Genomic DNA, 26590 nt, shown 5'->3' with positions numbered 1-26590 from the left:
CGCAATCATCCGGCGTCGCACAGGAGACCTCTCATGCCGACAACCCTTGCTGCCCAACTTGCCGCCCTCGAACTCGGGCACCTTTCGATCAGCGCCGAAGCCGGCACCGGCACCCTTGCCCGTCCGGAACCGGAGGCGATCGATCAGACGCTCGCTGCGGTCTGGTCGGACTTGTTCGCACTGTTCACCGACACGATCCTGAAGGATCAGGCCGAGGAGCTCGGCTGGGGGTTCGTGAACCTCTTTCATCGTGCCGCCACCAAGTCCTCGACCCGGATCGACCGTGCGACCGACGAAATCCGGCTGCTGCTCGCGACCAACGACGGATCAGAGGTACATACCAGCGAGCTTGAGCAACAGGTCGAGCGCGCCCAGGCCGCCGAGGCGGAAATGCTCGCCCTCGAGAACCTTCGGGAGACCGCAGCCGCGCTGTACCTCGCGGAGACCGGCTCCTCCTGGAAACCGGCCGGCGGGTCGCGGCTCAGCCACGATGCGCTGACCACATCCGCGGTGGTCCAGGGGCGCGAGTTCCTGAAAGCACGGGCCGAAGGCAAGCGGCGCGCTACCATGCCGCAGGGAACGCCGGTGGTCTTCGCTGGCGGGCGCCAGGGCTTCCTCTCGACCGATGACGCCAAGACCTATGGCGACGCGATCTGGCACACGCTGGACCGGGTGCGGGCCAACGTCGCCGACATGGTCCTCGTCCATGGCGGCGACGGCAAGGGGGCCGACCGCCTCGCCGCCTCCTGGGCCGAGCGTCACAAGGTACCGCAGATCAGCTTCAGCCTGGATACCCGTCTGGGTGCGCGCGCGGGCTTCCGTCGGAACGAGCAGATGCTCGGGTTAAAGCCCCGCTACGTCGTCGCTTTTGCCGGGAACGGCGTGCTCGAGCGGCTCGTCATTCAGGCGAAGGAGCGCGGCATTGCGGTCGTTGATCGGCGCGGACCGCTGGGCACGAACCCGAAGCGTGATGCCCTGACGCGGACACTGGAAGCGACAGGCTGACCTGCCTCGGCGCCGCTTCGGCGGCGCCAATTCCTCATGCCGGCCGCGCGGCTTTCAGAGCAACCGTCGAACCAGGCTCCCGATCGCGGTGCCGATAGCATAGACCGTGAGAATGCCGATCAGAGCTGCCTCGACATAGAGGCCGACGCTCGTCCGCTTGTTGTCCGTCATTGCACGCGGCCGGGCCGCAGCAGATGATTCAGCCGGGCCGCAATTGCCCGGAACCGCGCTACGCCCTGCCACTCGCGAGCAAGCACAAGCGCTGCGATCCGCTCCGCGATCCACCGGGCGGCACCATCCCCGTGCATCCTGTGAATGGCGAGCGCCTCCGCCCATCGTTCCTGCTCGTGCGTCACGCTCGCATGCTAAACCGAACCTCCGACGTCGAACAACACGCCTCGCGTCGGCATCCCTTCCGAACAGCGGAGCCTCGAGACATCCTGACGCGCGGTTTGACCACCATGCTTGCGTAGCCGCCTCAAACCGGGCGACGAGCGATCATCGACCATCTTGAGCGCCACGACCTCCTGTCGAGGGAGGATATCAGCACCCCCTCCCGCAACGAATAGGTTCTTCTTTGCTGCCTTTCATGTTTCTGGCTGCAGCCGTGATCGCCCCCGGCACGCGCTTCACCTGCACCCCGGTAGCGGTCTGGGACGGTGACGGGCCGATCTGGTGCGCGGAAGGTCCGAAGATCAGGCTGGCCGGCATCGCCGCGCGCGAGATCGACGAGAGCTGCCGGCCCGGTCATCCCTGCCCGCAGGCTGGCGGCCGTGCCGCACGCGACCATCTCGTCGCCTTGCTCGGGGGCGCCCGTGGCACGCGATCGACCGGCCATGTCATCGTGCGCGGGCCCCGTCTTTCGTGTGTGTCGAACGGGTCTGCGAAGGGCGATCGAACCGGGGCGCTCTGCCGCGCAGCCGGTGTCGGCGACCTCTCCTGCGCGATGGTCAGGAGTGGCTATGCCCTCCGCTGGCGGCGTTATGGCGGCGACGGTCTCTGTGGATCGGAACGGCCGCAGGACTGACCCTTCAACAGGACGGATCGGTCAGGCGGCTCCCATGTAAGCCGGAGCCGTTCCCATCGACCTATCTCCCCTATGGCGGGCGCGATCCGCCGCAACCCGCTCCCCAAGGCCCGAGTTGCTCGCGGCTTCGCCCCTCGCTGCCCGCGCCAGCCTTGGTCCGCAGGTTCCCCTCAAGCCTGTCGGCCCTCGGTGCGCCGGCGTCGCTTGCCTCGCCATGGCCGGGGTTCAGTCGATCGGGACGGTCCCGGCGACGAACTTGGGAAGCAAGCCATGACCAACACCGTTCTCCTCGTCGGCAACCTCGGCGCCGATCCCGACACCCGCTCCACCCGCAACGACACCCGCGTCACGACGATCAGCCTCGGCACCAGCCGGCCCAAGCGCGACAGCGAGGGCAAGACCTTCAAGGATGCGAGCGGCTTCACCGCCAAGGAAACCGAATGGCATCGCATCACCTGCTTCAACGGCCTCGGCAAGACGGTCGCCCAGTTCGCCACCAAGGGCATGCTCGTCGCGGTGCGCGGGCGCATCCACTACAGCAAGTGGACCGACCGCGAGGGCGTCGAGCGCTACGGCTGCGAGATCATCGCGGATGACGTGCAGTTTCTCAGCCGCGGCAAGTCGACCGGCGGTGAGAGCGGCGACCAGCCGGATTCCGACGACGACCTGCCCTTCTGACGGAGTCGGATCAGCCCCGGTGGCGAACCAGCCACCGGGGCTTTCTCTTGTCAGCGCGCGAGAGGAAAATGGCGTGCGACCAGCGCGTCGAGCCGCTTGGTCAACAAACCGGCGAGAACCAGCGCGTCGCGTTCCGCGTCGAACGGATCGCGCTCGATCGCGCTGACGATCGCGTCGCGGAGCCAGTAGCTGGTCGCGGGATCGGCGAGGATGCCGATCACCTCGATTACGCCATCGCCGGCAACAGCCGCAGTCGGATCAGCCATGGCTACCCTCCCCGCTTCGTGCCGGAGCCGCAGCCTTTTGCTCATGGGCCGGGTCTCGATCGCCCTTCCCCGGCGCAGGCTTGTCACCGGCGACCGCATCGATCACCAGCTCGCGCAACCGCGCCATGCCGAGACTCGCACCGCCGGCATCGAGCACTGCGAGCCCCAGCTCCAATGCTGCTGCGCGCCGGACATCGGCACCGCGGGTTTCGAGCATCCGCCGCTCTTCATTCAGGCGTGTGAGCGCATCGAGCGCGCTCGGCTTCTTCTTGGGCACGACCAGTCTCCTTGTCGGTCGAAGCCCCTTCCGATGCCGATCATCGGATACCGCCCGGGGTGTAGGAAAGTGCTTTCTTGGCCACCGTGTCGGGGATGGTGCACGCCACTACCGTTCCGCTGACAATCGCCCGTCGCGGGCATCGAGCCCGCGCCGGGCGAGCTCTTCTACTCGCTCGACATGGGGAAGGATGACAGCGGGAGAGATCGGGCCTCAAGGACGACGGGGCCCCACCATTTTTCCGGCCGATCGAGCGCGGTCCATCACCTCCGGCACCTGCGCGCGGCCGAAAAAATCGTGACCCCCATCGCCGCTGCGCGGCCGCGCGCTGAAGCGCGCGGTCCCTGACCCCCGATCCCTCCCGCTGTCCCTCGAACGCCGTCTTTCACGACGGTCAGGAGACGGACGATGACTTACTTCAGCACGATCACTGCGGCGCAGGACACCGGAGCCCAGGCCGACCACGAGGCCTACATGGCCGCCTACGCCAAGGCCGCCACACGGGCCCGCTACAGCTACTTCGACCAGCACATCATCCGCACTGACGACGGGTGCTACTGGGTTGCCGACGAAGGGGACTATGAGACCCTGATGCAGGACCTGGTCGACCGGATCGTCCATACCGTCAACGCCGGCCGCAGCGACGAAGGATGACGGCGCGAGAGAAGCGACGACGCTCCCTCTCGTTTGCTCGTCCAGAGCGATAACCACCACCTGATTGCCTGAGGCCGATCTCATAGCGCGGGCCAGCCCATCGAAGACCCGGTCGTCACCCCCTCGCAGCGCCATTTGGCAATTCCCGCCGACGCTACGGCGTCCCGCCGGAAACACCGGTCAGATTGCCGGATCCTCGTCACACATCATCACCCGCAACACTCGGACCATCTGGGGCAAAGGGAGCACACCCTATGCGGCGCGCCGCCGGGGATAAGCAGCTGATTGCCAGTGCCAATTTCCGTAAACAAGGCCAGTCCACGATCGCTTTACGCCGTAAGACAAAGCTAAGTGCCTGATCTTCCTTAACCAGCTTCGCAGGAACCCCGAACAAAGCGTTTTCCTACAGGCTGGGCGGCCTGTTACACGGATGCTGCCTTTCGAAGCGCGACCACGCTCCTCCGACACTTCGGAGAACGTGAATGTCGTACCGTAACAACATGAACTTCAGGGTCGGCGACCAGATGCGCGCCGACATCCTCGCGCTCGCCGCCGAGCGCAATACTGACACCGGCAAGTTGCTGCGCGCGATGGTGCGCCGTGAGCTCGCCGGCGGGCCGGATCAGGTCACCGAACAGCGCGAGCAGATCCTGTTCATCGCCATTGCGATGGATGGCCTGCTCAATGCTCATCCGGATCCGGAGCTACGCCCGACGATGATCCGCTTGTGGCGCGAGCGCCTTGCCGAGGAGGGCCGTTCCGATGCGGCATAAGCTCGTCAACTTCACCCGCGGCAGCCAGCTGATCGGGCATTTCGGCTTCATGTTCGCAGCCGGCCTGAAAGGCCCGATGCTGCTCGCGCTGGCGACATTCGGTGGTCTGATCTGGTGGCGGGTCAATGCCGCGCTCAACGACCATGAGAGCTACCTTTGCTGGATGCGGCTCTATGTCGGAGGGTATACATGGTTCGAGTTTGATCCGACGAAGCAGGTCAATCTGGCCACGGATGGCGGCCGATTGCTCGTGCCGATCGCAACTGCGGCCAAGACCCCGATGATGGTTGCCGCCTGGACCAAGTGCATGGGGGCTGTCCGGGCCGGCGCGACCCTCGCCGCCTTTATCACTGTGCCGGCGACGATGGCCTTTGGCTGGATCGCCGCATGGTTCGGCCGGCGCTCCAAGGAAAGCCGTCACGAGCGCGGTGCGACGCTCGCGACCTACCCGGCGCTAGTCGGCGAGATCGACACCCACAATCGCGCGGAACGGGCGAGCGAATATCGCCGCCTGCTCGGTCGCGGCTGGCGCTTGGCCTCGCCCGCCGAGCGTCGCGCCGCGAGCCTGTATGAACCCTACACACTCGCCGGCGTGCCCTTCCCGTGGCGCCTCGAACAGAGCCACGCGATGCTGATCGGCACGACCGGCACAGGCAAGACCGTGGCGCTCCGCGACCTCCTCGCCCAGGTCCGCGCGCGCGGCCATCGCGCGGTGATCTTTGACCTGACCGGCGCCTTCATTGAGGCGTTCTACGACCCCGCCCGCGACGTGATCCTGAACCCCTTGGACGCGCGATGCCCGCAGTGGTCGGTGTTCGAGGACTGCTCCGACGAGGCCGCGTTCACAGCCGCCGCCGAAGCGTTGGTGCCGCATGACGGCGGCGGTTCCGAACAGTTCTGGGTGCTCGCCGCCCGCATGCTGTTCGTGGAGATGTGCCTCAAGCTCAAGGCTGACGGCAGGGCGACCAACCAGGCGCTCTCGTCCGAATTGATGACCGCCAGCCTCGCCCATGTGCACCGGCTGATGGAGGGGACGGTCGCCGACCCGCTGACCGCTCCGGAGGCTGCGCGCATGGCGGAATCGATCCGCGCCGTGTTCAACGCCAACGCCAAGGCGCTGCGCATGCTGCCGACCACTGGGCCGCTTTTCTCGGTGCGTGACTGGGTGGAAGGCGAAGGCGCACCGGGCGGCTTCCTGTTCGTGTCCGCCCGCTATGTCGACATGGCGGTCGCCTCGCGCCTGCTCACCGTCTGGATGGATACGGCGATGAACACGCTGATGGCGGCGCCGCGTAGCTCCGACCTCCGGCTGTGGTTCCTGTTCGATGAGCTGGGGGCGCTACACCGACTGCCCGCGCTCGAGAAAGGCCTGCAGACGGCGCGCAACTATGGCGGTGCGATCGTGGTCGGGGTCCATGCCTATGCCAAGCTCAAGGAGACCTACGGCGACAACATGGCGATGACACTGGCCGCGCTCGCCCGCACCAAGCTGGTCCTCGCGACCGCCGACCGGGAGTCCGCCACCTGGTGCTCTGACTTCATCGGTCACCGCCAGTTTCGCGAGATGGAGGAGGGCTATAGCTACGGCTACAACAACGCCCGCGATGCCGTCAGCCTGACGCCCAGGCGGCAGATCGAGCCGCTGCTGCTGCCCGACCAGCTGATGAACCTGCCGAGACTGCAGGGCTATCTGAAGTATCCGGACGGCTTTCCGGCCGCACCGATCCGTCTCCGCTATGTCGGCTTCCCCAGCATCGCCGAGCCCTTCATCCCGCGCTCCCGGACGCCACAACCGGCTCCGCTGCAGGTTGGCGATGCGGCGGACGGTCCGCCCGAGGGCGGTACTGCAAATCCCGGTGCCAATGATCAGGGGCCAGGGCCGAGCAATGCGCGCGAACGAGAGGCCGGCGGTGGCTCGCCGATGAGCGAGCCACCAATCGCAGATGACCCGCGCGGCAGTGCGGAGGGCGCAACAAGAATGCTCAACCCTGCGCTCGGCGGCCCGCGCTTGCCTGCGGAGGACCCCTTCCTGTTCACCCGCGGCGGAAAGGAGCCGCGGCACCCAGCAGGGAAGGCATCCCCTGCGCTCGCCAAACCTGTTTCCTCTGAGAAGCCGTCGTCGGGCTCTCAGGACGAGCCCACCAGCAGCACGACGGTGCCGCCGGATGGACGGCCCGGCACGGCCGATCCCGCGCGAGCGGTCCGACCTCTTTCGGGCCAGGAGAACATCTCCTTGCGTGAGCTGAAGGAGGGCGTCGCGCCGTCCGAGCATGAACCCGTTGACGATCCCGATCTGGGTCTGTGATCAGCCATGCTGTCCGTAGCGAGCGTGCGCTCCGCCAAGGGCGCGGCCGGCTATTTCGCCTCCGACAATTACTACACGGCCGGCGAGGCGGAGACGTCGGGCGAGTGGGTCGGCAAGGGGGCGGCGGCGCTCGGGCTGGAGGGTGTCGTCGACAAGGACGTGTTCAAGGCGTTGCTCCAGGGCACGCTCCCGAACGGCGCCCAGGTCGGAACCATAGACCGCCACAGCGCGGGGGTGGATCTCACCTTCTCGCTGCCCAAGAGCTGGTCACTGCTGGCGCTGGTCGGCGGCGACCGGCGGATCATCGACGCCTACCGGCAAGCCGTGAAGGACACGCTCGCCTGGGCGGAGCGTAACGCCGCCGAAACCCGCATGGAGGTGAAGGGCAAGGATAAGGTCGTCGCCACCGGCAATCTCGTCGCGGCCCTGTTCGAGCATGATACGAGCCGCGCCCAGGATCCCCAAGCCCACCTCCATGCCGTCGTCGCCAACGTCACCCAGAGTCCCGACGGCAAGTGGCGCGCGCTCCACAACGGCAAGCTCTGGCAGCTCAACACCCTGCTCAATGCGATTGCCATGGCGGGCTTTCGTGAGCGTGTCGAAGCGCTCGGCTACCAGGTCGGCGATCGCTCCAAGCACGGCAACTTCGAAGCGGCCGGGCTGACGCGCAACGCGCTGATGGCGTTCAGCACGCGGCGCCAGCAGATCCTCGCCAAAGTCGCGGAAATGGGCGTCAGCACGCCCGCGGCTTTCGATGCGGCGACCCTGATGACCCGGCCTGACAAGGCCCCGGTTGCGGATCGCGCGGCGCTGTATGGCGCCTGGCGCGAGAGTGCTGCCGCTATCGGGCTGGACCTTCCCGATCTGATCGGCCGAGCCGATTCCAAGGCAGCCGCTCCCTCTACGCCCTGGTCCCGACTCGCGGAGGCCGTGGGCTCCGTTGCGGAGCGCGGCCGCGCCCTCGTGACGACTTTGGGCGAACGTCTCGGCATAGCGCGGAGCGACCCGTATTTGCCGCGCGCGCTCAACCAGATGAAAGCCGATGCTGTCGTCGCGGCGCATGCTGTTGCCTCCGCGCTCCGCCACCTTGAGCAGCGTGAGGCGGCCTTCTCGATCACCGACATCTACAAGGCCGCGCTCGACGTTGGGCTGCCCACCGGCATCGATGCAATCGAGCGACGAGTGGAAGCGCTCACCCGCGAAGGACAGCTGATCCGCGGGACAGGACGGCACCAGGACATGATGACGACGGCCGGTGCGATGGCGACCGAGCGCCGTATCCTCGGCGAGGTCGATCAGGGGCGTGGCAGCGGCCGCGAATATGTCGCCAGCGCGGGCGCGCCGGGACGGCTTCAAGAGGTGGCCGAAGCACAGTCGGGCATTACGCTGAACCCGGGCCAGATCGCGGCAGGCACCATGCTCCTCGCCTCCCCTGACCGGATCGTCGCCATCCAGGGCGTGGCCGGCGCGGGCAAGAGCAGCGTGCTTGCACCTGCCGCCCAAATTATCAGCAAGACCGGCCAGCAGGTCATCGGGCTCGCCGTGCAGAACACCCTCGTCCAGATGCTCGAACGCGAGACCGGCATCCCATCGATGACCGTGGCGCGCTTCCTGAAATCCCATGAGAAGCTGCTGGGGAGCTCGCCTGACCGCTCGGCACTGGCGGATGCCCGGCGCTCGCTTGGTGGTGCCGCGATCCTTGTCGACGAAGCGTCCATGCTGTCGAACATGGACCAGTTGAAGCTTGTCCAAATTGCCAATCTGATCGGTGTCGGGCGGATGGCGCTCGTTGGGGACGCGCGCCAGCTGGGCGCGGTCGATGCAGGCAAGCCCTTCTCGCTGATGCAGCAGGCAGGTGCTCCCACCGCGCAGATGAGCCAGAATCTGCGCGCGCGGGGGGACGCCGTCCGAACAGCGGCGGCCGCCGCACAGATCGGCGCGGTCGATCGCGCGATGGAGGCGCTAGCACCGTTCACGATCGAGGCACCGGGGCGCGCCAGCGCGGAAGCGGCCGAGCGTTGGCTGGCGCTGCCAATGGATGAGCGCGCCCGCACGGCCATCTACGCATCGGGGCGGAGATTACGCGGCGAGATCAATAGCGCCGTGCAGGAGGGCCTGGTCGCGCGTGGTGAGATCGGTCCCGGCAGCATCGCGCTGACGGTGCTCGATCGCGTCAGCCTGACCGACGAGCAGCTGCGCAACACCCAGCATTATGAGCTCGGCATGGTGGTCGAGATCACCCGATCGCAGAAGGCGCAGCGGGTACCCCGGGCACGCGCTGTCGTCGAGGCGGTCGACCATGCGCGCGGAACGGTAACGCTCCGCTTGTCGCGTGGCCAAGAGCGGGTTTTTCGGCCGGAGAAGCTGCACACCCGCCCGACCGAGAGCCTGGTCCAGCTCTATGAGGCGAAGACGCTCCAGCTGCACGAACGCGACCGTATTCGCTGGACGGCGAACGACCGCGATAGGGGGCTGTTCAACGCCGACCAGGCGCGGGTCGTGTCGATCGACGGAAAGCGGGTCACTATGGAGACGTCGCAGGGAACGAAGGTTGCCCTTCTCCGCGACGATCCGATGCTCCAGCGCCTCGATCTCGCCTACGCGTTGAACGCGCACATGGCCCAAGGTTTGACCTCGGATCAGGGCATCGCGGTCATGGAGACGCGCGACACGAGGCTCGTGAACCAGCAGACGTTTCTGGTGACGGTAACCCGGTTGCGGGACGCGCTGACGCTGGTTGTCGATCGCGCGAGCAAGCTCGAGCGGCAGTTATCTCGCAACGCCGGAGGCAAGTCCTCGGCGCTCGAGACCACGGGCAACGTTCGAGACGGGCGGGTGGGAACGGACGAGCGGTCGCGTCCTGGCAATGTCCCTCAACCCCCGGAGAGATCGATCGAGGCTGATCAGGGCCGGACTAAGCCATATGAGATCGGGATCTGATTTGAGGCTTTGACGGGCAAGGAGACCCAACCCTGGCCGTTCAGCGCCCTTGGCATGCATCCCGACTCCGGACGCTCATTCACCATATTAGAGGGGCCTCTGCTCAACGCGAGAACGGGCACTGACCAGCGGAGAGCTAGTCGGTATGGCAGCCTCGTACGCCAGCGCAGCCGCCGTGATGTGTGCCTTGTCGGCGGTGCGGTCGAATACCGGTTGATGAGGACATCGATTTCCGGCACCCAACCCGGTACAATCGCAGCGCGATTGAACGACGGGACGACGGCAAAGGCGAAATGGCACGCGGCGAGTTGATGAAGAAGCTGTTCGCCAGCCACGGTCGGGATGATGAGTTCCGAGCGGTAGCGGAGCTTATCATCGACGAGGAGGAAAAGAAGAACAACCGCGTGCTCGCTCGGTCCCTGCGGCGGACGTTAGAAGCCGGTCCGGCTCGTCCTGCTAAGCCTAAGGCGCTGGCACCGCTGATACCGTTTCCTGAGGCGGCCGGCGACTTCATCGAGTTGGTCGAGCCGCATCACGACAAGCACGATGTCGTTCTGGCAAGTGATAACATCCGCGTTTTTGCGAGCCTGCTGAAGGAGTTCCGTCGGGCAGATGAAATCCGGCGCCGCGGGCTCCCAGTTCGCTCGAAGATGCTGTTTTGTGGCCCTCCCGGCTGCGGCAAGACGCTGACCGCTGAGGTATTCTCTGCTGAGCTGGGGCTGCCCCTCTACATCGTCAAGCTTGATCGGCTGATATCGTCCTATCTGGGCGAGACAGCGACCAACGTACGCAAGATCTTCGAGTTTGCGCGCAAGCAGCCATCGGTGTTGTTCTTCGACGAGTTCGACGCCTTGGCGCGCGCGCGTGACGAGGCCGGCGAACACAATGAGCTGCGCAGAGTCGTTAACAGCCTGCTTATTTTTATCGATCGCATCCAGCCTAAAGGCTTCCTGATTGCCGCCACGAACCTTGACCAGAGCCTCGATCCCGCGATCTGGCGTCGCTTTGACGAAGTGATCTGGTTCGATCGTCCCGAGCCGGCGATGATCCGCAAGTTCCTTCGGATGCGGTTCAAGAATGTTGTCGCCTCGTTCGATCCGACATCGCGGGCATCCGAACTCGATGGCTACTCCTATGCGGAGTTGGAGCGGATCAGCGTTCAGGCGATGAAGTCGGCTGTGATCGACAATCGGAAGGAAGTCAGGGAGAATGACTTTCGCGCGGCGATTGCCGAGGAGCGACGCCGACGCAAAGGCAATGCCCGGCTTATGCGATCAAACTGACCGCGCTTGCCCCGCTACGATCACCTTCAACTCCTGCGGTTACCCGAGCGGTTCGAGCGTCGGCGGCAAGGCGGCGGTAGGGCCGTCGAGCGTCCCGATCCGGCGGGGCACAGCCAGCGTCTCGGCAATGAACTCGATGATGCGGTGCAAACACAGCAGCGTCGCCGACCACCGGAGTTCGTCGACCCTTCGCTGATCTTGCGCGTGCAAATGACCGGCGCACTTCTAGAGGAAGACTGGAACCAGCTCGGCCTCACCGTGCTGTCCAGCGACGAGGATCGGACGCTGGTCCTGTTCTCCAGTACCGATGACATGACCGCGTTTCGCGAGCGGCTTGCCGCCTTCTCGCGAGGGGCGCAGCCCGGTCGTCAGGCGCCGGCCTATGCCGCATTCATCGGTGGTATCGAAACCATCGGTGCCGTCGAACCGCGCGATCGGATCGGCATACGTGCTCGAGAGGCTGGGTTCACCGCCCCCGAGGACTTCCAGCCAGGCGAATCCTACACGGTCGATGTCGAGCTGTGGGATCTTGGTCGGCGCGAGTTGCGCACCCGGGCGCTGGATGATGTCGTCGCCTATGCCGATGCGCGCGGTGGCGAGGAACTGGACCGCTACGTCGGTCCCTCGATCAGCATGGTCCGGTTGCGCTGCGACGGTGCCGTCGTGCGCACGTTGCTGGGCACCGATGCGCTGGCGGAGATCGACATTCCGCCGACGCCGGACATCGCGACCGGGCAAGCCATGCCGCTCGAATTTGCCGAGTTGCCGCCCCTTGGCGACGTGGCTGACGACGCGCCGCTGATCGGGATCATCGACAGCGGTGTGAACGACCACCCGCTCATAGCCGATATCCTCGTGGGCGCGATCGGCGTCCCCGACACGCTCGGCACTGCCGACGATTTCGGGCATGGCACCCGGGTTGCCGGTATCGCGACATTCGGCGATCTACGCGGCCAGCTCGCCGCCGCGACCCTCGACCGCGGTGCTCGGCTCTGTTCGGCCAAAGTCGTCGATAATCGGGGAGCTTTTCCGGACCGTCGATTAACGCCGCGACAAATGCGCGAGGCGATCGGCCGGCTCAACACGGACTATGGCTGCCGTATCTTTGTCATCGCGCTTGGAGATGCGCGACGTATCTACGACGGTGGCAAGGTCGGTCCTTGGGCGGCGACGCTCGACGAGTTGGTGCGCGAGCTGGACGTCGTCATCATCGTGTCGGCTGGCAACCGCCCGCCCCGGTCGGGGAACCGGATCGAGCAGGCGGTGACGGAGTATCCGGGGTATCTGACCGAGCCGGCAAATCGATTGTGCGAGCCGGCGGGCGCTATGAACGTTGTCACTGTCGGCGCGCTATCGCACGGCGACGGTATTGGGCCTCGTGTGGCTGACAATGTCGGGGTCCGACCGATCACGCTTGCCAACGAGCCCTCGCCCTTCTCCCGCGTTGGTCCCGGCTTGCGAGGTGCGATCAAGCCAGACGTTGTGGATATAGGCGGCACGCTGATCTACGATCCCGTTGTAATGGCGCTGAGAGGGGGTGAGCAACTGGCGGAGGCTGGCGTCATGTCGCTGCATTACCGCCCCGCTGATCGTCTTTTCGCTGCCGGATCGGGTACGTCATATTCAGCCCCGCTCGTCGCGTTCAAGGCGGCGCAGGTCCTCGGTCGTTTTCCGGAAGCCTCCGCCAACCTTGTCAGAGCGCTGTTGGCCGGCAGCACCACCGTTCCGGCCGAAGCGCGCGCCAGGCTTCAATTGCTTGGTGCTGACGCGCAGCAGGCGATATGCGGACACGGTGTCGTGGATCTGGAACGTGCAGCCTTTTCTGACGACTCCCGTGTAGTTCTCTATGCTGAGGACGAACTGGCGGTTGATCATTTCGCGGTCTACCAGATCCCGATCCCGGAGGCATTCCAAACGGAGCGTGGTCGCCGCACGATCCGCGTCAGTCTTGCCTATGATCCCCCGGTCCGGCACACGCGCCGCGACTATGCTGGGCTGACGATGGGTTTTCGGCTGATCCGGGGCTGCCAGCCCGATCTGATCTTCGAGCATTTCAGACGCCGCACGGCGGCGGAGGGACGTTTCCCCGACATGGCTGCGCGCTTCAACTGCGGCCTTGAGCCGGGACCGACATTGCGGGAGAAATCCAGCCTGCAGACGGCGACGGCAACCTTCCAGCGGGATGTAAGTACCTACGGTGATACGTATCATCTGGTGGTGCGATGTGCCGGAGGATGGGCGGGAGAGGTCGCGAACCAGGCGTTCGCCGTCGTGGTCGAGATCGCCCACGAAGCCGAGGTTCGCCTATACGAGCGAATGAGGCAGCGGGTGCGCGTCTAGGGCTGCGCTCGCGGTCGCCTAAGACGCGTTTATCAGTACGACCCACACTCGCCCGTTCAACTCGCGACGCAAACACCTAAGCGCTATGTGGCCCGGAACGGCTCACGCCGCGTAGCGGCCATCTTCCAGTTTGCGCACACGTCCTATGCCCGCCAACGCGTCGAGCACTGGCGCCACCGTAGCCGCCCGCTTGCCCCTGAACGCCCGGGCGACCTCACCCGCGCCCAGAGGTTTCGCCGCGCGACCAACCACACCCGCCACCGCCACGACCTGTTCGGGCAACGCGCCCGGCCATTCGAGAACCTCGGCACTCGGCCGCTCGTCCTCGGGCAGCGCCAGCGCCACCTGCTCGGCCGGCGCAACATAAGCGGGCGCCTGGAACTCAGGTCGCAGCCAGCGCACCTTGCCCTTAGCCTCCTCGGCCGCCCGCTCCTTGTTCAGCGCGACCAGCCGCTCGAGGATTGCGTCGTCTGACACGTCGGCTGGCCACCCGTAAGCCTCGGACACCGCCGCGTCGATTTCGTCGTGATAATGCCGGATCAGCGACACGCACCCGCGCTCGGTCAGATCGCGCTCCCTATCGCCAAGCACCGCCCCCGCCGCCTCGGTCGCGCGGAGCGCTTCGAGCGCGTTGTAAAGCTTGGTCAGCGTCAGGTCCGCGTGGCGCGCGAGCACCTCCTTGCGCAGGCCGTCGAGCTTCTCCGCGGCATCGCGGATGCGGGCTCTGAGGGTCTCGTCGGAGAAGTCCGGGAAGGGGAAGGGATCGAAACAAACTTCGTTCTGATACCGAGGGTCATCGCCAGCGCCCATCCGTCCGCCGGCTCTCAGCGCCCAAACGACGTGCGCTCGGCTTGAAACGAGCCCGAGCGTGCATGCGTCGTCCGAGGCAGTGACGATGACCGAGCCGTCTGCGAGGACACCGTCCGCCGAGTTGAACTTGAAGAATCGATGCGATGACGTTTCCGAGGTGACGATGTAGCGCCCTAAGCCGCGTACCGAGCTCCGTAGGCGCGGACGGGTTTCGGCGAAACGCCACCAATTCAGCCGATATTGTTCGCGGTCATTTTCATCGCGCTCTGGCTTCACATGATCATACAGATGCTGAAACGCAGCGGGATAATCCCTCAGCAATGCGTCTCCGCTTTCGACATCGAAGAAGTCGAATGCGAACGTTTCGCTTTGGGCCTCCGTGATGTCGGTACCCGCAATCACCAGGGGCATACGGAACGGCGGAATTCCAGCTTGGAGGAATTTCACTCTCTCCGCAGATCCAAATTTAAACCCATCGCCTGACATCTTCACGCCCATCCAGCAAATCCCCGAATTTGCTTTGAGTGCCTTAGCGGCCGCGACGTTTGGGCCTATGGTCAGATCGATGTTAATGACGCCGATTTTGTCTTCGAATTCAAGTATAGCCTCCCGTCTTTGTCGCCGCTCGAACTTGATCGTGGACAGCCGGCCTTTGCCTTCACCCCTCACTCCCACGGTCATCGCGATCCTGACCGCCGCCGTTGTTTCAGGATCGTGCCAAGGGTGATTGGGGATTGCGAACGCCATTCGCAGTCCCTCACCACCTGCTTCTAAATACTGACGGAGGACAGGACGATTGCTCGACTGAGCAATCGTCTTCGTCGTGATTAGGCCAAAGGCGCGAACGTGGCCTTTAGCCGCGAGTGCAGCACTCCGAGCCCACCAATAAGTCACGAAGTCGATCTCGCCGGACAGATCATGGTACGCCGTCCGAACCGCATCGACATACGGCGAACTCAAGCGTTTCCGCATTCGCTTGCTTCCGATGAACGGCGGATTTCCGACGATGAAGTCGGCCTTCGGCCACGAACGCCGCTTCGGGTTCACGTAGCGATACACCTCTCGGCGCCCTGCTTCGTCCGGCACGAGCCGTCCTGTGACCGGATGCTTCTTCATGGAGGTTCCATCCCAAATGCTAACGGGTGCACCGCGTTCGTCTCGCACTAAAACTCGGTCATCCCACTCCAGCAGGGCGTCAGCCTCCATAATCGTCTTCACGTCGCGCAGCACCGGCGGTTCGGGCATCCGCTCCTCTCCATTCACCCGAAAATGCCACTGCAGGTAGCCGATCCAGAGCACCAGCTGTGCGATTGCCGCCGCGCGCGGGTTGATTTCAATGCCAAGGAAGTTCTCGGGCGTGATCGTATGTCCGCCCAGCTCCGCGAGGTAGCGCGCGTCGCCCAACTCCTCGAGTAGCTCCAGCACCTCGCCCTCAAGCTCCTTCATCCGCGCCATCGCCACGTAGAGGAAGTTGCCGGTGCCACAGGCAGGATCGAGCACCTTGGTCTGCGCGAGCTTCGTATGGAAGGCTTCGACCAGCAGCCGCGCCTTCTCGCGGTCGCCGGCCTCTGCCGCCTCCATCGCCGAGGTGCGCGCGCCGAGCCAGTCCTCGCGCAGCGGCTCCATGATCGTCGGCCCGACCAGTCGCTCGACATAGGCGCGCGGCGTGTAGTGCGCGCCGAGCTTGGCGCGCTCCTTCGGGTTGAGCGCGCGTTCGAGCAGCGTGCCGAAGATCGCCGGCTCGACTTGGCGCCAGTCGGCCTTGGCAGCCTTGATCAGCACGTCTATCTCGCCGGCCGTCAGCGCGATGGCAGTGGTGTCCTTAAACAGGTACCCGTTAAACCGCCGCACAGTCTCGCCAGATTCGCCGAGCGAATGGGCGAAGTTGCCCTTGTCCATTGCTTTCCATAGGTCGGTGAGTTGTGGCGGCAGGTTCTCCGGCCGGTCGCGGACCTTCTTCAGCAGCGCGCTGAAGCTCTTCTTTGGGATCAGCCCGGTGTCCTCGGCGAACATCGTGAACAGCAGCCGCATCAGGAAGGCGGCGACGCGGTCAGCGTTCTGCTCGCGCGCCTCGATATCCTTCGCCAGCACAGCGAGATGATCGGCCACCTCGCGCGTCACGCGAGCCGCCTCGACCGATGGGTCGAGACTCATCGGCGCTGTCCAGATAGCAGCGAGGCGCGCTCTCACGTCCTCGTCGCGCAATTCCTCAAGCGTGATCCGGTAGCGGCGCCGGTCGGGGAACGGTGCGTAGGGCCGCCCATCGCGGGCGAAGTTGGCATAGAGGTCGATGCAGTAGCCGACGTCACTGACCAACAGGAACGGCGGCCAGTCGTGACCATCGGGAAGCGCCCGGGCATAGCCGTCGGCTTGCCCGGCCGCGCGCAGCATCGCGCCGGTCCACTGCTCGGTGCCGCGCCGAGCCATGCCGCGCTTGAAGCGCTCGGCGGCGGTTTGGCCGAACAGGTCGCGCAAGCTGTCGCCTTTCCCAGCGTCGACGGCGGCGGCGTCTGCTGCGCTGCCCTGCTTGGCCTCCAGGACAAAGCAGTCGCGCTTGTAGAGATCGATCCACCCGTTCGAGGTCGCGCCGTCGATCTCGGTCTTCACGACGTGGCGCTCGAACACGTAATCGTTACGTGCGGTGTCGCTTTGCGTCGGCTGCGGCCGTTCGACGCCGAGCAGCGCGCACAGATCGGTCACGAACAGTTGCGTGTTGGCGCGCTCGTTGCCTCCTGATCCCTGCCACTTGGCGATAAATTCGTCAGCGTTCACGTGCCCTCCGCGAGCACCTTGGAGTTCCGTTTCCGAAAAGGAAAGGGCCACCACGAGCGGGAGACGCGGAGCGTCGTGGCCCGATTTGAGCCGGATGCAGACAGATCGCTTCTCGGCGGTGCCAAGCCCTGAGAAGGCGCCACCTCGTTCGGCGCCCAGTCAAGGAGGCGAGAACGTAGAGGATTTCGCAGACGGGTCTCAAGACTTCTGGGTGGCACGCCCGGGCATGGTCGTCCGGCCCGAAGGCGCGCGGGACGCGGCAGCCGCCTAAGGGAGCGCCGCAGCCCAGCCCTGAAGCGCTTCGGCCACGGCTCACATGTAGAAGCGGTAGGATGGGTTTGGGGCTTGGTTCTCCGACAGCTCGGTCATGAGCTGCCCGACCTTCTTCGCAAAGGACAGTGTGATCGGATAGCGGGAGAGGCCCTCGCTAGTGTTCCAGTTCATCTTGGACAGCGCGAGGATCTCGGTGGCGCGCTGGCGCATGTCCGAAGACCCCGCCGTTCCGATCTCGACGGGAGCCGGAATGTGCGGTCCTGGATACTCGTTCCACCACGGCACATAGCCGCTGGTGAAGAGGTAATGCTCGGCCCCGACGGTGCAGAGCGTGCCGCGCCATGGTTCCTGCTGACCCTTACGAACGAGGCGGAAGGACGTGCTCCGGATCCACACCAATTCGCAAGCGGGGACCCGCCCCGCGGTGGCGCGGCGGAACCCTTCCTCTTCCTCCGGCTGGTACTTGGTGGTCTTATGGACCACCACGCGGCTCGGCAGCACGCCGGTCTGGCTCTCGTACTTCTCCAGCACATCGCGCAGCAGGGACGCGCTCTGGTCGGCGGTGAGGTAGGGCTGGCGGTCGCGACGCTGGTCGTGCTCGATGGTGGCGCCCTTCAGCGCGAACGGCTCCACGTCGGTCGAGAAGGCTTGGGCGACGCTGGCGTAGACGAGGCTGCCGGCGCGCCTCTTGAGATGGTGGAACGACACGCCGACAAAGCACACGTTCTCGGGCAGGTCCGCGGGGCGCCACGGAAGCCCCCCGGCCTTGTAGTAAAGCGACACGGCCAGGTTCCACGCGCGCGTGGCATGACTCTGGCCCTTGTCGCCGGGCCGCTCGACGGTGTCCCGGCGGATCACCTGCAGCGGAACCGGATTGTTGTGCGTCATCACCCGCGCCTTGAGGGCCCGGTAGAATGTCCTGAAGAGCAGGTCGTCGGCTTGCGTCCGCAGGTCCTCGGCCGCCGCGAGCTCCTCCGGCGAGGGCTGGAAGAGCGCGAGCTGGTCGCTCTCCTCCTCCCGGCGAAGAAACTCCAGTGCTCGGCGTTCGGCGGGCGACAGCCCCGCGTTTTCGACCCGCAGGTCGCCGAGCTCGTCGGGCAGGCACACCACGATGCAATCGGGACGGCTATCGCCAAACATGCCCTGGATGCGGCTGTCGAACAGGTCGAGCAGATCCTCGAAACCGTCCGGCGTCGCTCCCTTCGCGCGCGCAAGGTCCAACTTGGCTTGGTCGACAGGCCGGACGAAGCGCTCCTCGACGACAAAGCGGATGCCGAGCGCCCTCTCCGTCCCAGGCCAGTTGCGGTAGCGCTGTGCGTTGCCCTCCGTCGCTGGCAGGAAGCCGGCAAGGCGGCCGAGCCAGCCGCGGACCGCGCGGACGTCGTCGACCGGACCGATCAAGCCGATGCTGACCTGTGGGATGCGCCCGGCATCTGCCGGGCCGCCCGACGGAAGGGCCAGGCGCGGTTCCAGCCCGTACACGCCTTCGCCGAAGGTCAGCCTGGGCTCAGGCAGACACTCGATCTTGATCTTCATCGCCATCCAGCAATCCCTCCTCGGCGACATCCACGGTCAAAAACCCACCCTCCAGTATCAGGTCGGCGACATGGTCATGGCCGATGTCGATGGTGGCCTGTCCGCCGGAAAGGAAGCGTCCCCAAAAGGTCAGGTCGTCGTCGACGTTCTTGTTGCGATCGAGCTTCATGCGGCGCGTAGCACGGGACGTCCGGGCAAAAGCGGGCAGCGGCCGCCGCGCGTCCCGCCCAGTAAACATGTAGAACGGCTTGATCCGCACTGCCCAGTCGCCCGCCACCTGCGTGATCTCGTAGCCGAAGCCCTCGTTCTCGAACCAGGCCCGGTGTCCCTCCGCGCGCTGCTTCACCACGTCCCGGGCCACGCCGCGGCGCTTGGGAGTGTCGTAGACCAAGCGGCGCTGCCCACCGTTGCGGCCCTCGAAGTACGCGCGGCGGCGCTTGCCGCCCTCCAAGATCAGGCCTGACCCCTCCAGCGTCGCGAGATGGCGCTCGAAGTGCTTGCGTAGCAGCCAGGATAGCACCTTGCGGTCCTCGGCGTCCTCCTCGATCGCCGTCCGTAACACCTCCCGACTCCGTCCCCTGTCGACCAAGGGGCCAAGCGCCGCGCTGAGCACGGGCAGCGGCACCAGCGACCAGAGCTCGTCCTCAGAGCGATGAATGAACGTCCCGGCCTCGCCCAGCGCCAGGTCGCGCGGACGGGAGCTCAGCGGCGCGCTCAGCTTCACAATCGAGACCCGATCCGGAAGTGACGCGAAGGGCAGCACGTTGAGGACGTACGTGCCGACGGGCCGGTCGTCGCGCGCCACCTTCGAGCTTCCCGCCGACGCGTTCGCCTGCGCCACGGTGGCGCGGAAGGTGGAGCCGCCTTCGGTCAGGGCGAAGGTGGAGTGACCGCCAAGGTCCCGAGTCAGCTCGACGACGTCCGTCAGCCCGGTCCCGGCCCGCTCCATCGCCTCCATGCCGAAAAATACGTCGCAGATAGCCCGATTTCGCAGCGCCGTTCCACCCGGTTCGGGGCTGAATCGGCCGTCCGCCTGCACCTTAAGGCGCCTCGCCAGTGCCTCGGGCACCCCGCCAGGGTTCTGGAACGTTATACTCGATCCCGGCCTGACGTCGATGGTCGCGGGCTCGCCTACCTCGTAGTCCCGATGGACCAGCAGGTTGACCATGAGCTCGACGAGCGCGCGACCGGCGTAGGCCGGCGTGTCTTGGTGGCGCGTCCGGCCTTTAACTCGGATTGTCGAGTTAACCTCTGAATCCTCAAGACGTTCGAGCAGGGCCCGGCGCTGCCCGATCAGGTTGCCGCCGATGACCTGACGCTTCTTGCCCGCGACGGTCGCCGCGACCACCGCGTGGGGATACCGCACCTGCGGGTTGCGGCCAAAGAGGAGGATGCACCCGGTCGTCGGAACGTGCCGGTCCGCGATCCTGACGATCAGGCCCTGCTCGGCGAGCAGGGCGGGAAGCGTCTCGCTCGTCACCGGAGCGCGTCCGAGCTTGGCACAATATTCCCTCATCACAGCCAGCGTTAGGGCCTGGTCGAGCTCGTCGAGCGAGGCGTCTGCGACGGGCTGGTCGTCGAACGCAAGGGGGGCCGAGGGCAGCTCCGCGACGCGCGCGCTCGGGTAAAGGTCCTCGCCTGCAAGCTCAACGGCGAGATCATCCATCAGCTCGTCGAAACCGGCAATCTCCAGATGCTTGAAGTTGCTGCCGATCGCCCGCCTTAGCGTCTCGACGTTCGGGTGGAGGGCCTCTCCCGTCCGGGAGCACCAGTAGATGCCGTTCTTGTAGCGTTGCGCGGCCTTGGCGTTGCGCCCGAGCAGGCTTTCCATGATCGACGGCTCGAAGCCGCGATACCCGATGACCACGAGCGGCGAGTTCTCGAGCAGCGGAACGAGCTGCTTCACCAGCCTCGGATCGAGGCGCTCAGTCTCGCCCTGCTCGTTGCGGTCGGTGTACTGCTCCGCCTTGCCATGGAGCCAGACAATCTGGGCGCGGTTGTAGAGCGAGAACTGCCGCAGGTCGCCCGGGACCTGGTTCACTTCGGCCACGTGACGGATATGCGGGCGGAGGTCGTTCAGCGCGTCGGGCAGGCAGGTGTCGAAGTTGGGGGTGAGGATCGTCCGCACGATCCCCCGCATCACTAGCTCGGCGAGGCGACGGTAGCCCGGACCCACGCCGTTGACCGGTCGGAGCAGGTCGAGAAGCAGCCTAGCGCGGTACTCGCGGGGAACGAGCAGATGCTCGACCACCAGCGGGAAATTCTCGGCGAGCCTGTCGTCGCCCCTTATAAACCAGGAGTGGCTTTGGAGCCACGACTGCCACTCGGCCAGCTTGACCTGCTCGGGCAGCACGGAGCCCCCAAGGACCCGATCGGCATAGACGCGCTTCGCCAGCCTCATGACGCTCGGCGCCGCCATGGGCACGCCGGAGGAGAACGATGCGCCCGCGCCGAGCAGCAGGACGGGTCGAGCCTCGTTCTCGGCGCGCATGATCGACGCCAGGACTTTCACGGACGCCTGATGAGCGGACATCTCCCCTCCGCCTGTTGTATCCAGAGCCACCGACCATAGCGCGGAAGGAACAGGATATGAACAAAGATTTTGGCGGTTAGGGTTGCGAGTGCGTTCGCATCCGACCCGGCTACACCCTCGGCCGCGAGGGCGGCCGACTGACGGGAACGCTCGGCCGAAAAGCGGTTCCGCGACGTTCGTGATTCCCGACTGCAAGTTGCCTGCTGAACCGCCGACTGCCTCGCTCGGCACCGTCGAAGGGTCCAGCTGTCGGTCTATTCATCCGAAAAGTGGAGCTCGCTGATCGCCGCCTGATCCGTCTTCACGCGACCTTAGAGGTCGGCCAAGGACTCGATGATCCGCGTCTGGCCGTGCAGATGGCGTGGACGTGAGTAAAGGTGGCTTTGGGGATGGGGAGACTGGGATATCTATAGGTAGTGGCCCTTGGGGCAGGCCGTTTCTCCGCCTACAGGCGGCGGGACCTTCGAACCACCACATGAACAAGCGTCCGCTTACCGACGACCACCGCCGGACAGTGGCCGGTCCGTTCTCCACCCAAGAATCACCGCGAAAACAGCCTGTCCGCACCACCAACTCCGACGATTTGAGCTGTACACAGGCCGGTGACCGCCAGATAAACCAGCGGTTTGCTGGTCTTCACGCTCGCCTTTCGACGAAGGCACTTCGCAAGCGGGCGCGCCGAGAGGAGAGACAGCCCGGCTGCGTGTTTGCCGTGTGCAATCCCGAAAGACGGAGCTATGATGGGTGCAGGAGATACGAGTCTAGCGATGCCGATATCTGAATTTCCTGATCCTGTGCGAGGCGGTGATCAGCTCCGTTCGCTAGAGAATGATCGTTTCGCTCAAAGGCGCCCCGGCAACTTGGAAGGACTCGCCGGTCGGCAGGAGCTAAACAGGTCATGGGGACACCATCCTGCTTCGGCGTTCAAGACCAACACTGCACAGAGTCTATCCATCAGGCCCGTGTTTGTATGTGCCGTTGTGTTTGGCATCGCGGCCATCTGGACATACCTTCTGATTTTCTAACTACTTAGGCGTCGGCTCACCGATCCAGCTTTCCCCACAATCGCGCGCGCTCCGCGCCCTGCTTCGAAAGGGCTGAGGAGGCCGGCGTTTCAGCAAGCGCGTCATGTGTCTTTTGCTCGACCACGCCTCGCCCGCCGGATTGCCTTACGTCCACTTCCTGTCGGATCGCTGTGCCCTCTTGCCGCAAGGTAGTTTCTGGTGAAGCCCTGCCCCGAGACCGGGCAGCGCCGGAACCGACTGCGACCCCACGAACTCCTAATCCGCCGCTCATGATCGAGCTAGGCGCGGCAATCCCCTCGCTGTCAGGCGAGACAAGGCGGGCGCTGACTTCGGCGCGGATCTCTCGCCCGATCTGATCGGTGTATCGGCCGATGAGAAGGCCCCGCTCGCTTGCAATCTCCCGATCGTTGCTTGACCAGTGCGTGGCATTAGCTGGATCAAAAGCTCGAAACACGAGTGGCGTGTTCGCGATTTCAGAGCGCGCGAAGGATAGGAAGGCATCGCTTGTGTTCAGTGCCCCAGAGACTCCACGCCCATCCTGTGCCGACCATCGTTGTTCAAGCCGGTCAGCGGTCTCGTAGAGTTGGCGCGCCTCCCGACTCAGGCTTTGCGCTTGGGTAAGGCTTGATGAAATACCCGAAGCGGTACTCGATGTATTGCTTTGCGAAGCGGAGATGATAGACTGCTGGAAGGTGTCACGGTTCTTAGACCAGCTCCGGTTGTTTGACCATTGCTTAAGCGCGTCTTGGATCCTGTTTCCGTCTTTTGAGATGCTCGCGATATCGCTATTGGCCCACTGAGGTGGTCCCGCCTTCCTGGACAGTTTGGCGGCTGAGCTAAGCGATACCCCGGTTGGTTTACGCCGCCATTCTGGTGAGCGCCATATCCGGGGCATGCCCCGGATATGGCGTTGCGCCGTCTCGCCCGTACACCTCGTCCGGCGTTCGGCCGGCGAGGCGGGAGTGAGGCCGCTGCCCGTTGTAATAGTCGAACCACCTGCCGAGCCCGGTACGCAGCTCGGAGCCGGTTTCGAAGGCGTTCAGGTAGACGCACTCGTACTTCAGCGACCGCCAGAGCCGCTCGATGAACACGTTGTCCATCCAGCGACCACGCCCGTCCATGCTAATCCGCACCTCGGCGTCGCGCAGAACGCCCGTGAAGTCGGTGCTGGTGAACTGGCTGCCCTGGTCCGTGTTGAAGATTTCTGGCCTGCCGAAGCGCATCAGCGCTTCCTGCAAAGCATCGGCACAAAACGCCGCGTCCATCGTGTTCGACAGCCGCCAGGCAAGCACCTTTCGTGATGCCCAATCCATGACGGCGACGAGGTAGAGGAAGCCCCGCCGCATCGGCAGGTAGGTGATGTCGGCACACCAGACGTGACCCGGCCGGGTGATCTCCAGATTGCGCAGCAGATACGGGTAGATGCGATGCTCCGGGTGCGGGTCGCTCGTCCGCGGGCGCTGGTAGATGGGCGCAAGCCCCATCCTGGCCATCAGGCGCCGCGCTCGCCGACGCCCGACCGCATGGCCGAGCCGCTGAAGGTGCCGTGCCATCTGGCGGCTGCCATACCAGGGATGATCGAGGAACGAGGCGTCGATCACCGCCATCAGCGCCAGCGTCTCCCCCGTTTCTGGCACCGGCGCATAGTAGAAGGACGACCGGCTGATCGACACCAGCCGGCACTGCGCCGCGATCGACAGGCTGGCATGCTCCCGCTCGATCATCTGCCGCCGTCGCGCAATGCTCATCGCGCGTACCCCTTCGACAAAAAATCCCGCTCCACCACCAGCTGTCCGATCTTCGCGTGCAGCTTCTCGATCTCGGTGTCGCCCGCGGCCTTGGCCGCTTCGGTCGCGCCCGAAAAGGTCGCGGCCATGCCCTCGATCGCCTGCCGCTTCCACGTCGCGATCATCGTCGGGTGGATGCCGTGCTTAGTTGCCAGCTCGGCCAGCGTCAGGTCCCCCCGGATCGCCTCCAGCGCCACCTTGGCCTTGAACTCGCCCGTGTACCGCTTCCGCGTCGTCCTCATTGCCGTCCATCCCTCACGCCCGGGATAGCTTAGCCTCCTGTCCAGATACCCGGCACCACCTCACACCGCTTTGCGATCCCGCCGCTTCCGGAGGCCGAAACGGCACCAGCAACAATGCCGAGGCTGCCGCCCGCCGACGCATTAAGACTTGCAGAACCGCTAAGATACTTTTCGACGGCGATAGAGTCTGCAACCTCAGCACGTAGTCCAAAGCGAGTTTGAAGCATCTTAGAAGCTTGGTCGACTTCAGCGAACGTCGAAGAGATGTTTGCGCGATCCTCGTTTCCATAGCTGTCCGACACAGAGTGGTCCGTGCTCATCGCACGGCGGAACTCCTGGAAGCGGGAGACGGCGTTGCTGACGCTCTGAACTGCCTGATTGGACAGCGTTTTGCCACGGCTTCGCGTTTCGGATGCGACCTTCGCAGCCTCCGCCGCGACCGACTGCGTGACCTGCGGCATGAACGGCAGTTTCGAGACCGGCACGTCGAGCAGTTGATTGCCCGCAAAGCTGGTCGCCATCGTGCCCGTTTCGTTGAACGCCCGCGTCTGCGCCGCGCCATATGTGAAGCTCGGCGCCTGGTTCCACTGGTCGTGCTGCCGAGTCTGCACCGTCTGGTTGTCAAAGCTGCTGTTGCCGAGCGCGATGTTACCGGTCGACGCCTCGCGCGCTGCTTCCTCGGCCGCGTTCTGCGAGGGGTTGAGGTAGCTGGTCGCCTGGCTCGAGATCGCCATCGCGCCGCGAGCGATGCCGCCAGCGAGGAACGGGATGGAAGCGACGAGGTAGCCGGCGAGCAGACCGACATCGTCGTTTGCCTCCGACATGCCGGTGAAGCTCGTCAGGGTGAGACCGGTGCCAGCGCCTGCGCCGGTCACCTCCGATGCCCCCTTCAGCATCATGACCATGTGAAGGATGACGTAGAGCGGACCCCAAGCCGCAAGGTAGAAGAAGCCGGTGAGGTAGCCCTTGAGCGCGACCGGGCCGCTCCTCGGCATCAGGAAAAGCGGGAAGAGCACCGGAAACAGGGCATAGAAGACGACCGTCAGCACGATGTTGAGGATCGGCACCCACTTCATCGCCGCGTGCGCGATCGAGCCGTAGGTCCGCTCGGTCTGGATGTCGGCTCGGGTCTGGGCGTAAACGTCAACGCTGCCAGTGCCCGTGGCGCCTGCCGCGCCGTGCATGGCCTGGCTCATCGCGTTGATCGCCAGGGACTGCTTGAGGATGTCGCTCGCGGACGCGGATACCCCGGTCAAATAGCGGTAGGCGACCGGTAGGTCGGCGAACAGCTTGGCTTTGGCGAGATCTGCCGTCTGCTTCGGATAGAGCTGGCGGCCGAAAAGCTTGCCGAGATCGTCGACCATGCCGTTCCATTCCGTGCTGAGCGCCGTGTACGCCTCCCGGCAGGTCTGGATCGACGAGGTCACCTGTCCGTCGCCATCGCGCATCAGGAAGCGTTGCGCCCTCGCCTGGCTGCCCGGGCCGATCGCGCTCCAGATGTCAGGCGCATTGGCGAGCGTCTCCATCGAGTAGCGGCCGAGGAGCACGTCGTAGAAGACGCACTGCCGAAAATGCTCATCCAGATTGGCTGCGAACTCGGGATCGTGGATGCGAAGCGATCGTGTCGCCTCGAACAACCGCGACCCATAGATCATGCCGTTGCGGCTGTAGTCGAGGTCGCCGGGCAGTCCGAACACGACCTCGGACGAGCGAACGAGGTAGTCGCCGACTTGGCTGGTAAAGCTCGCGATCATCGCCAGTCCGAGCGGGACGTTCGCGACCTGCGCTGGCGCGAGGCTTGGGTTGATGCGATCGGTGACGTGCACGTCGAGCCGCGGCACCATCAGCACCATGTACATGAGCGTCGCCTGCAGGAACCAGTGCAGCCACGCGCGCCAGTCGAGGCTGAACGCGACGATCAGCACCGAATAGGCGAGGCCCATGACCATGACGACCTGCAGCAGGCTCTTATAGCCCCCTGCCCCGGTCCAGGCCGCGACGGCGTTGAGGACATTGACGATGTACTCGCCGCCGCCGATCGTGAAGAGCTCGACCGTACCCATG

Annotated in this window: 17 protein-coding genes; 9 read left to right on the top strand and 8 right to left on the bottom strand. The window is 65.1% G+C overall.

All coding sequences use genetic code 11. The annotated features are described in order from the left end of the window. Window positions 1-33 precede the first annotated feature (33 nt). Window positions 34-1005 (top strand): DUF2493 domain-containing protein, encoded by a 972-nt coding sequence (locus GNT64_RS20465; protein ID WP_156681171.1) that lies wholly within the window; start codon window positions 34-36, stop codon window positions 1003-1005. Between the two features lie 167 nt (window positions 1006-1172). Here the strand turns inward: GNT64_RS20465 and GNT64_RS22355 are convergent, their stop codons facing one another. Further along, on the bottom strand, window positions 1173-1361 hold the full coding sequence (locus GNT64_RS22355) for a DUF6961 family protein (RefSeq protein WP_422396609.1): 189 nt from the start codon (window positions 1359-1361) through the stop codon (window positions 1173-1175). 221 nt (window positions 1362-1582) lie between these two features. Here GNT64_RS22355 and GNT64_RS20460 point away from each other — a divergent pair, with 221 nt between their 5' ends. Both GNT64_RS20460 and GNT64_RS20455 read left to right on the top strand, forming a co-directional pair. Then, window positions 1583-2032 carry a thermonuclease family protein gene (locus tag GNT64_RS20460; RefSeq protein WP_422396608.1) on the top strand — a complete coding sequence of 150 codons (450 nt, stop codon included), beginning with the start codon at window positions 1583-1585 and terminating at the stop codon, window positions 2030-2032. Window positions 2033-2302: 270 nt separating this feature from the next. Beyond that, complete coding sequence (locus tag GNT64_RS20455; RefSeq protein WP_156681170.1) at window positions 2303-2710, top strand: single-stranded DNA-binding protein; 408 nt, start codon at window positions 2303-2305, stop codon at window positions 2708-2710. Window positions 2711-2760: 50 nt separating this feature from the next. Here GNT64_RS20455 and GNT64_RS20450 read toward each other — a convergent pair whose 3' ends face one another. Beyond that, entirely contained in the window at window positions 2761-2931 is a 171-nt protein-coding gene (locus GNT64_RS20450; RefSeq protein ID WP_197277157.1) for a hypothetical protein, read from the bottom strand. Window positions 2932-2968: 37 nt separating this feature from the next. Continuing rightward, window positions 2969-3253, bottom strand: coding sequence for a DUF6437 family protein (locus GNT64_RS20445; RefSeq protein ID WP_156681168.1), 285 nt, complete (start codon window positions 3251-3253; stop codon window positions 2969-2971). A gap of 408 nt (window positions 3254-3661) precedes the next feature. On the opposite strand from GNT64_RS20445, the gene GNT64_RS20440 reads away from it, so the two are divergent. The 6 genes from GNT64_RS20440 (at window position 3662) to GNT64_RS20415 (ending at window position 13548) form a co-directional block, all read left to right on the top strand. Next, window positions 3662-3907 (top strand): hypothetical protein, encoded by a 246-nt coding sequence (locus GNT64_RS20440; RefSeq protein ID WP_156681167.1) that lies wholly within the window; start codon window positions 3662-3664, stop codon window positions 3905-3907. A 500-nt stretch (window positions 3908-4407) separates the two neighbouring features. Further along, window positions 4408-4680 carry a hypothetical protein gene (locus GNT64_RS20435; RefSeq protein WP_231639124.1) on the top strand — a complete coding sequence of 91 codons (273 nt, stop codon included), beginning with the start codon at window positions 4408-4410 and terminating at the stop codon, window positions 4678-4680. Further along, on the top strand, window positions 4670-6985 hold the full coding sequence (locus GNT64_RS20430) for a type IV secretion system DNA-binding domain-containing protein (protein ID WP_156681165.1): 2316 nt from the start codon (window positions 4670-4672) through the stop codon (window positions 6983-6985). Before GNT64_RS20435 ends, GNT64_RS20430 begins: the two co-directional genes overlap by 11 nt. A gap of 6 nt (window positions 6986-6991) precedes the next feature. Next, on the top strand, window positions 6992-9925 hold the full coding sequence (mobF, locus tag GNT64_RS20425) for a MobF family relaxase (RefSeq protein ID WP_156681164.1): 2934 nt from the start codon (window positions 6992-6994) through the stop codon (window positions 9923-9925). Between the two features lie 311 nt (window positions 9926-10236). Next, entirely contained in the window at window positions 10237-11208 is a 972-nt protein-coding gene (locus tag GNT64_RS20420) for an AAA family ATPase (protein WP_231639123.1), read from the top strand. A gap of 6 nt (window positions 11209-11214) precedes the next feature. Beyond that, window positions 11215-13548: a S8 family peptidase gene (locus GNT64_RS20415; protein WP_197277156.1), complete on the top strand. Its 2334-nt coding sequence runs from the start codon at window positions 11215-11217 to the stop codon at window positions 13546-13548. A gap of 102 nt (window positions 13549-13650) precedes the next feature. Here the strand turns inward: GNT64_RS20415 and GNT64_RS20410 are convergent, their stop codons facing one another. From GNT64_RS20410 to GNT64_RS20390, 5 genes are all read right to left on the bottom strand, one after another. Beyond that, window positions 13651-17130, bottom strand: a complete 3480-nt coding sequence (locus tag GNT64_RS20410; RefSeq protein ID WP_156681162.1) for a class I SAM-dependent DNA methyltransferase — start codon at window positions 17128-17130, stop codon at window positions 13651-13653. A 312-nt stretch (window positions 17131-17442) separates the two neighbouring features. Then, window positions 17443-18945 carry an argonaute/piwi family protein gene (locus tag GNT64_RS20405; protein ID WP_156681161.1) on the bottom strand — a complete coding sequence of 501 codons (1503 nt, stop codon included), beginning with the start codon at window positions 18943-18945 and terminating at the stop codon, window positions 17443-17445. Then, on the bottom strand, window positions 18911-21472 hold the full coding sequence (locus GNT64_RS20400; RefSeq protein ID WP_156681160.1) for an SIR2 family protein: 2562 nt from the start codon (window positions 21470-21472) through the stop codon (window positions 18911-18913). The genes GNT64_RS20405 and GNT64_RS20400 overlap by 35 nt, the downstream gene beginning before the upstream one ends. Window positions 21473-23354: 1882 nt before the next feature. Further along, window positions 23355-24526, bottom strand: a protein-coding gene (locus tag GNT64_RS20395) for an IS3 family transposase (RefSeq protein WP_156678152.1) whose coding sequence is annotated in 2 segments (ribosomal slippage) — window positions 23355-24271 and window positions 24271-24526 — 1173 coding nt in all. Because the reading frame shifts where the segments join, the coding sequence is not laid out codon by codon here. Window positions 24527-24555: 29 nt separating this feature from the next. Further along, window positions 24556-26589, bottom strand: a complete 2034-nt coding sequence (locus GNT64_RS20390; RefSeq protein WP_156681159.1) for a conjugal transfer protein TraG N-terminal domain-containing protein — start codon at window positions 26587-26589, stop codon at window positions 24556-24558. Window position 26590: the final 1 nt, after the last annotated feature.

This window comes from Sphingomonas profundi (genome assembly GCF_009739515.1).
In the GTDB taxonomy this organism is placed as follows: domain Bacteria; phylum Pseudomonadota; class Alphaproteobacteria; order Sphingomonadales; family Sphingomonadaceae; genus Alterirhizorhabdus; species Alterirhizorhabdus profundi.
The sequence above is the reverse complement of the archived record's forward strand: the minus strand, read 5'-3'. Positions and strand labels throughout refer to the sequence as shown.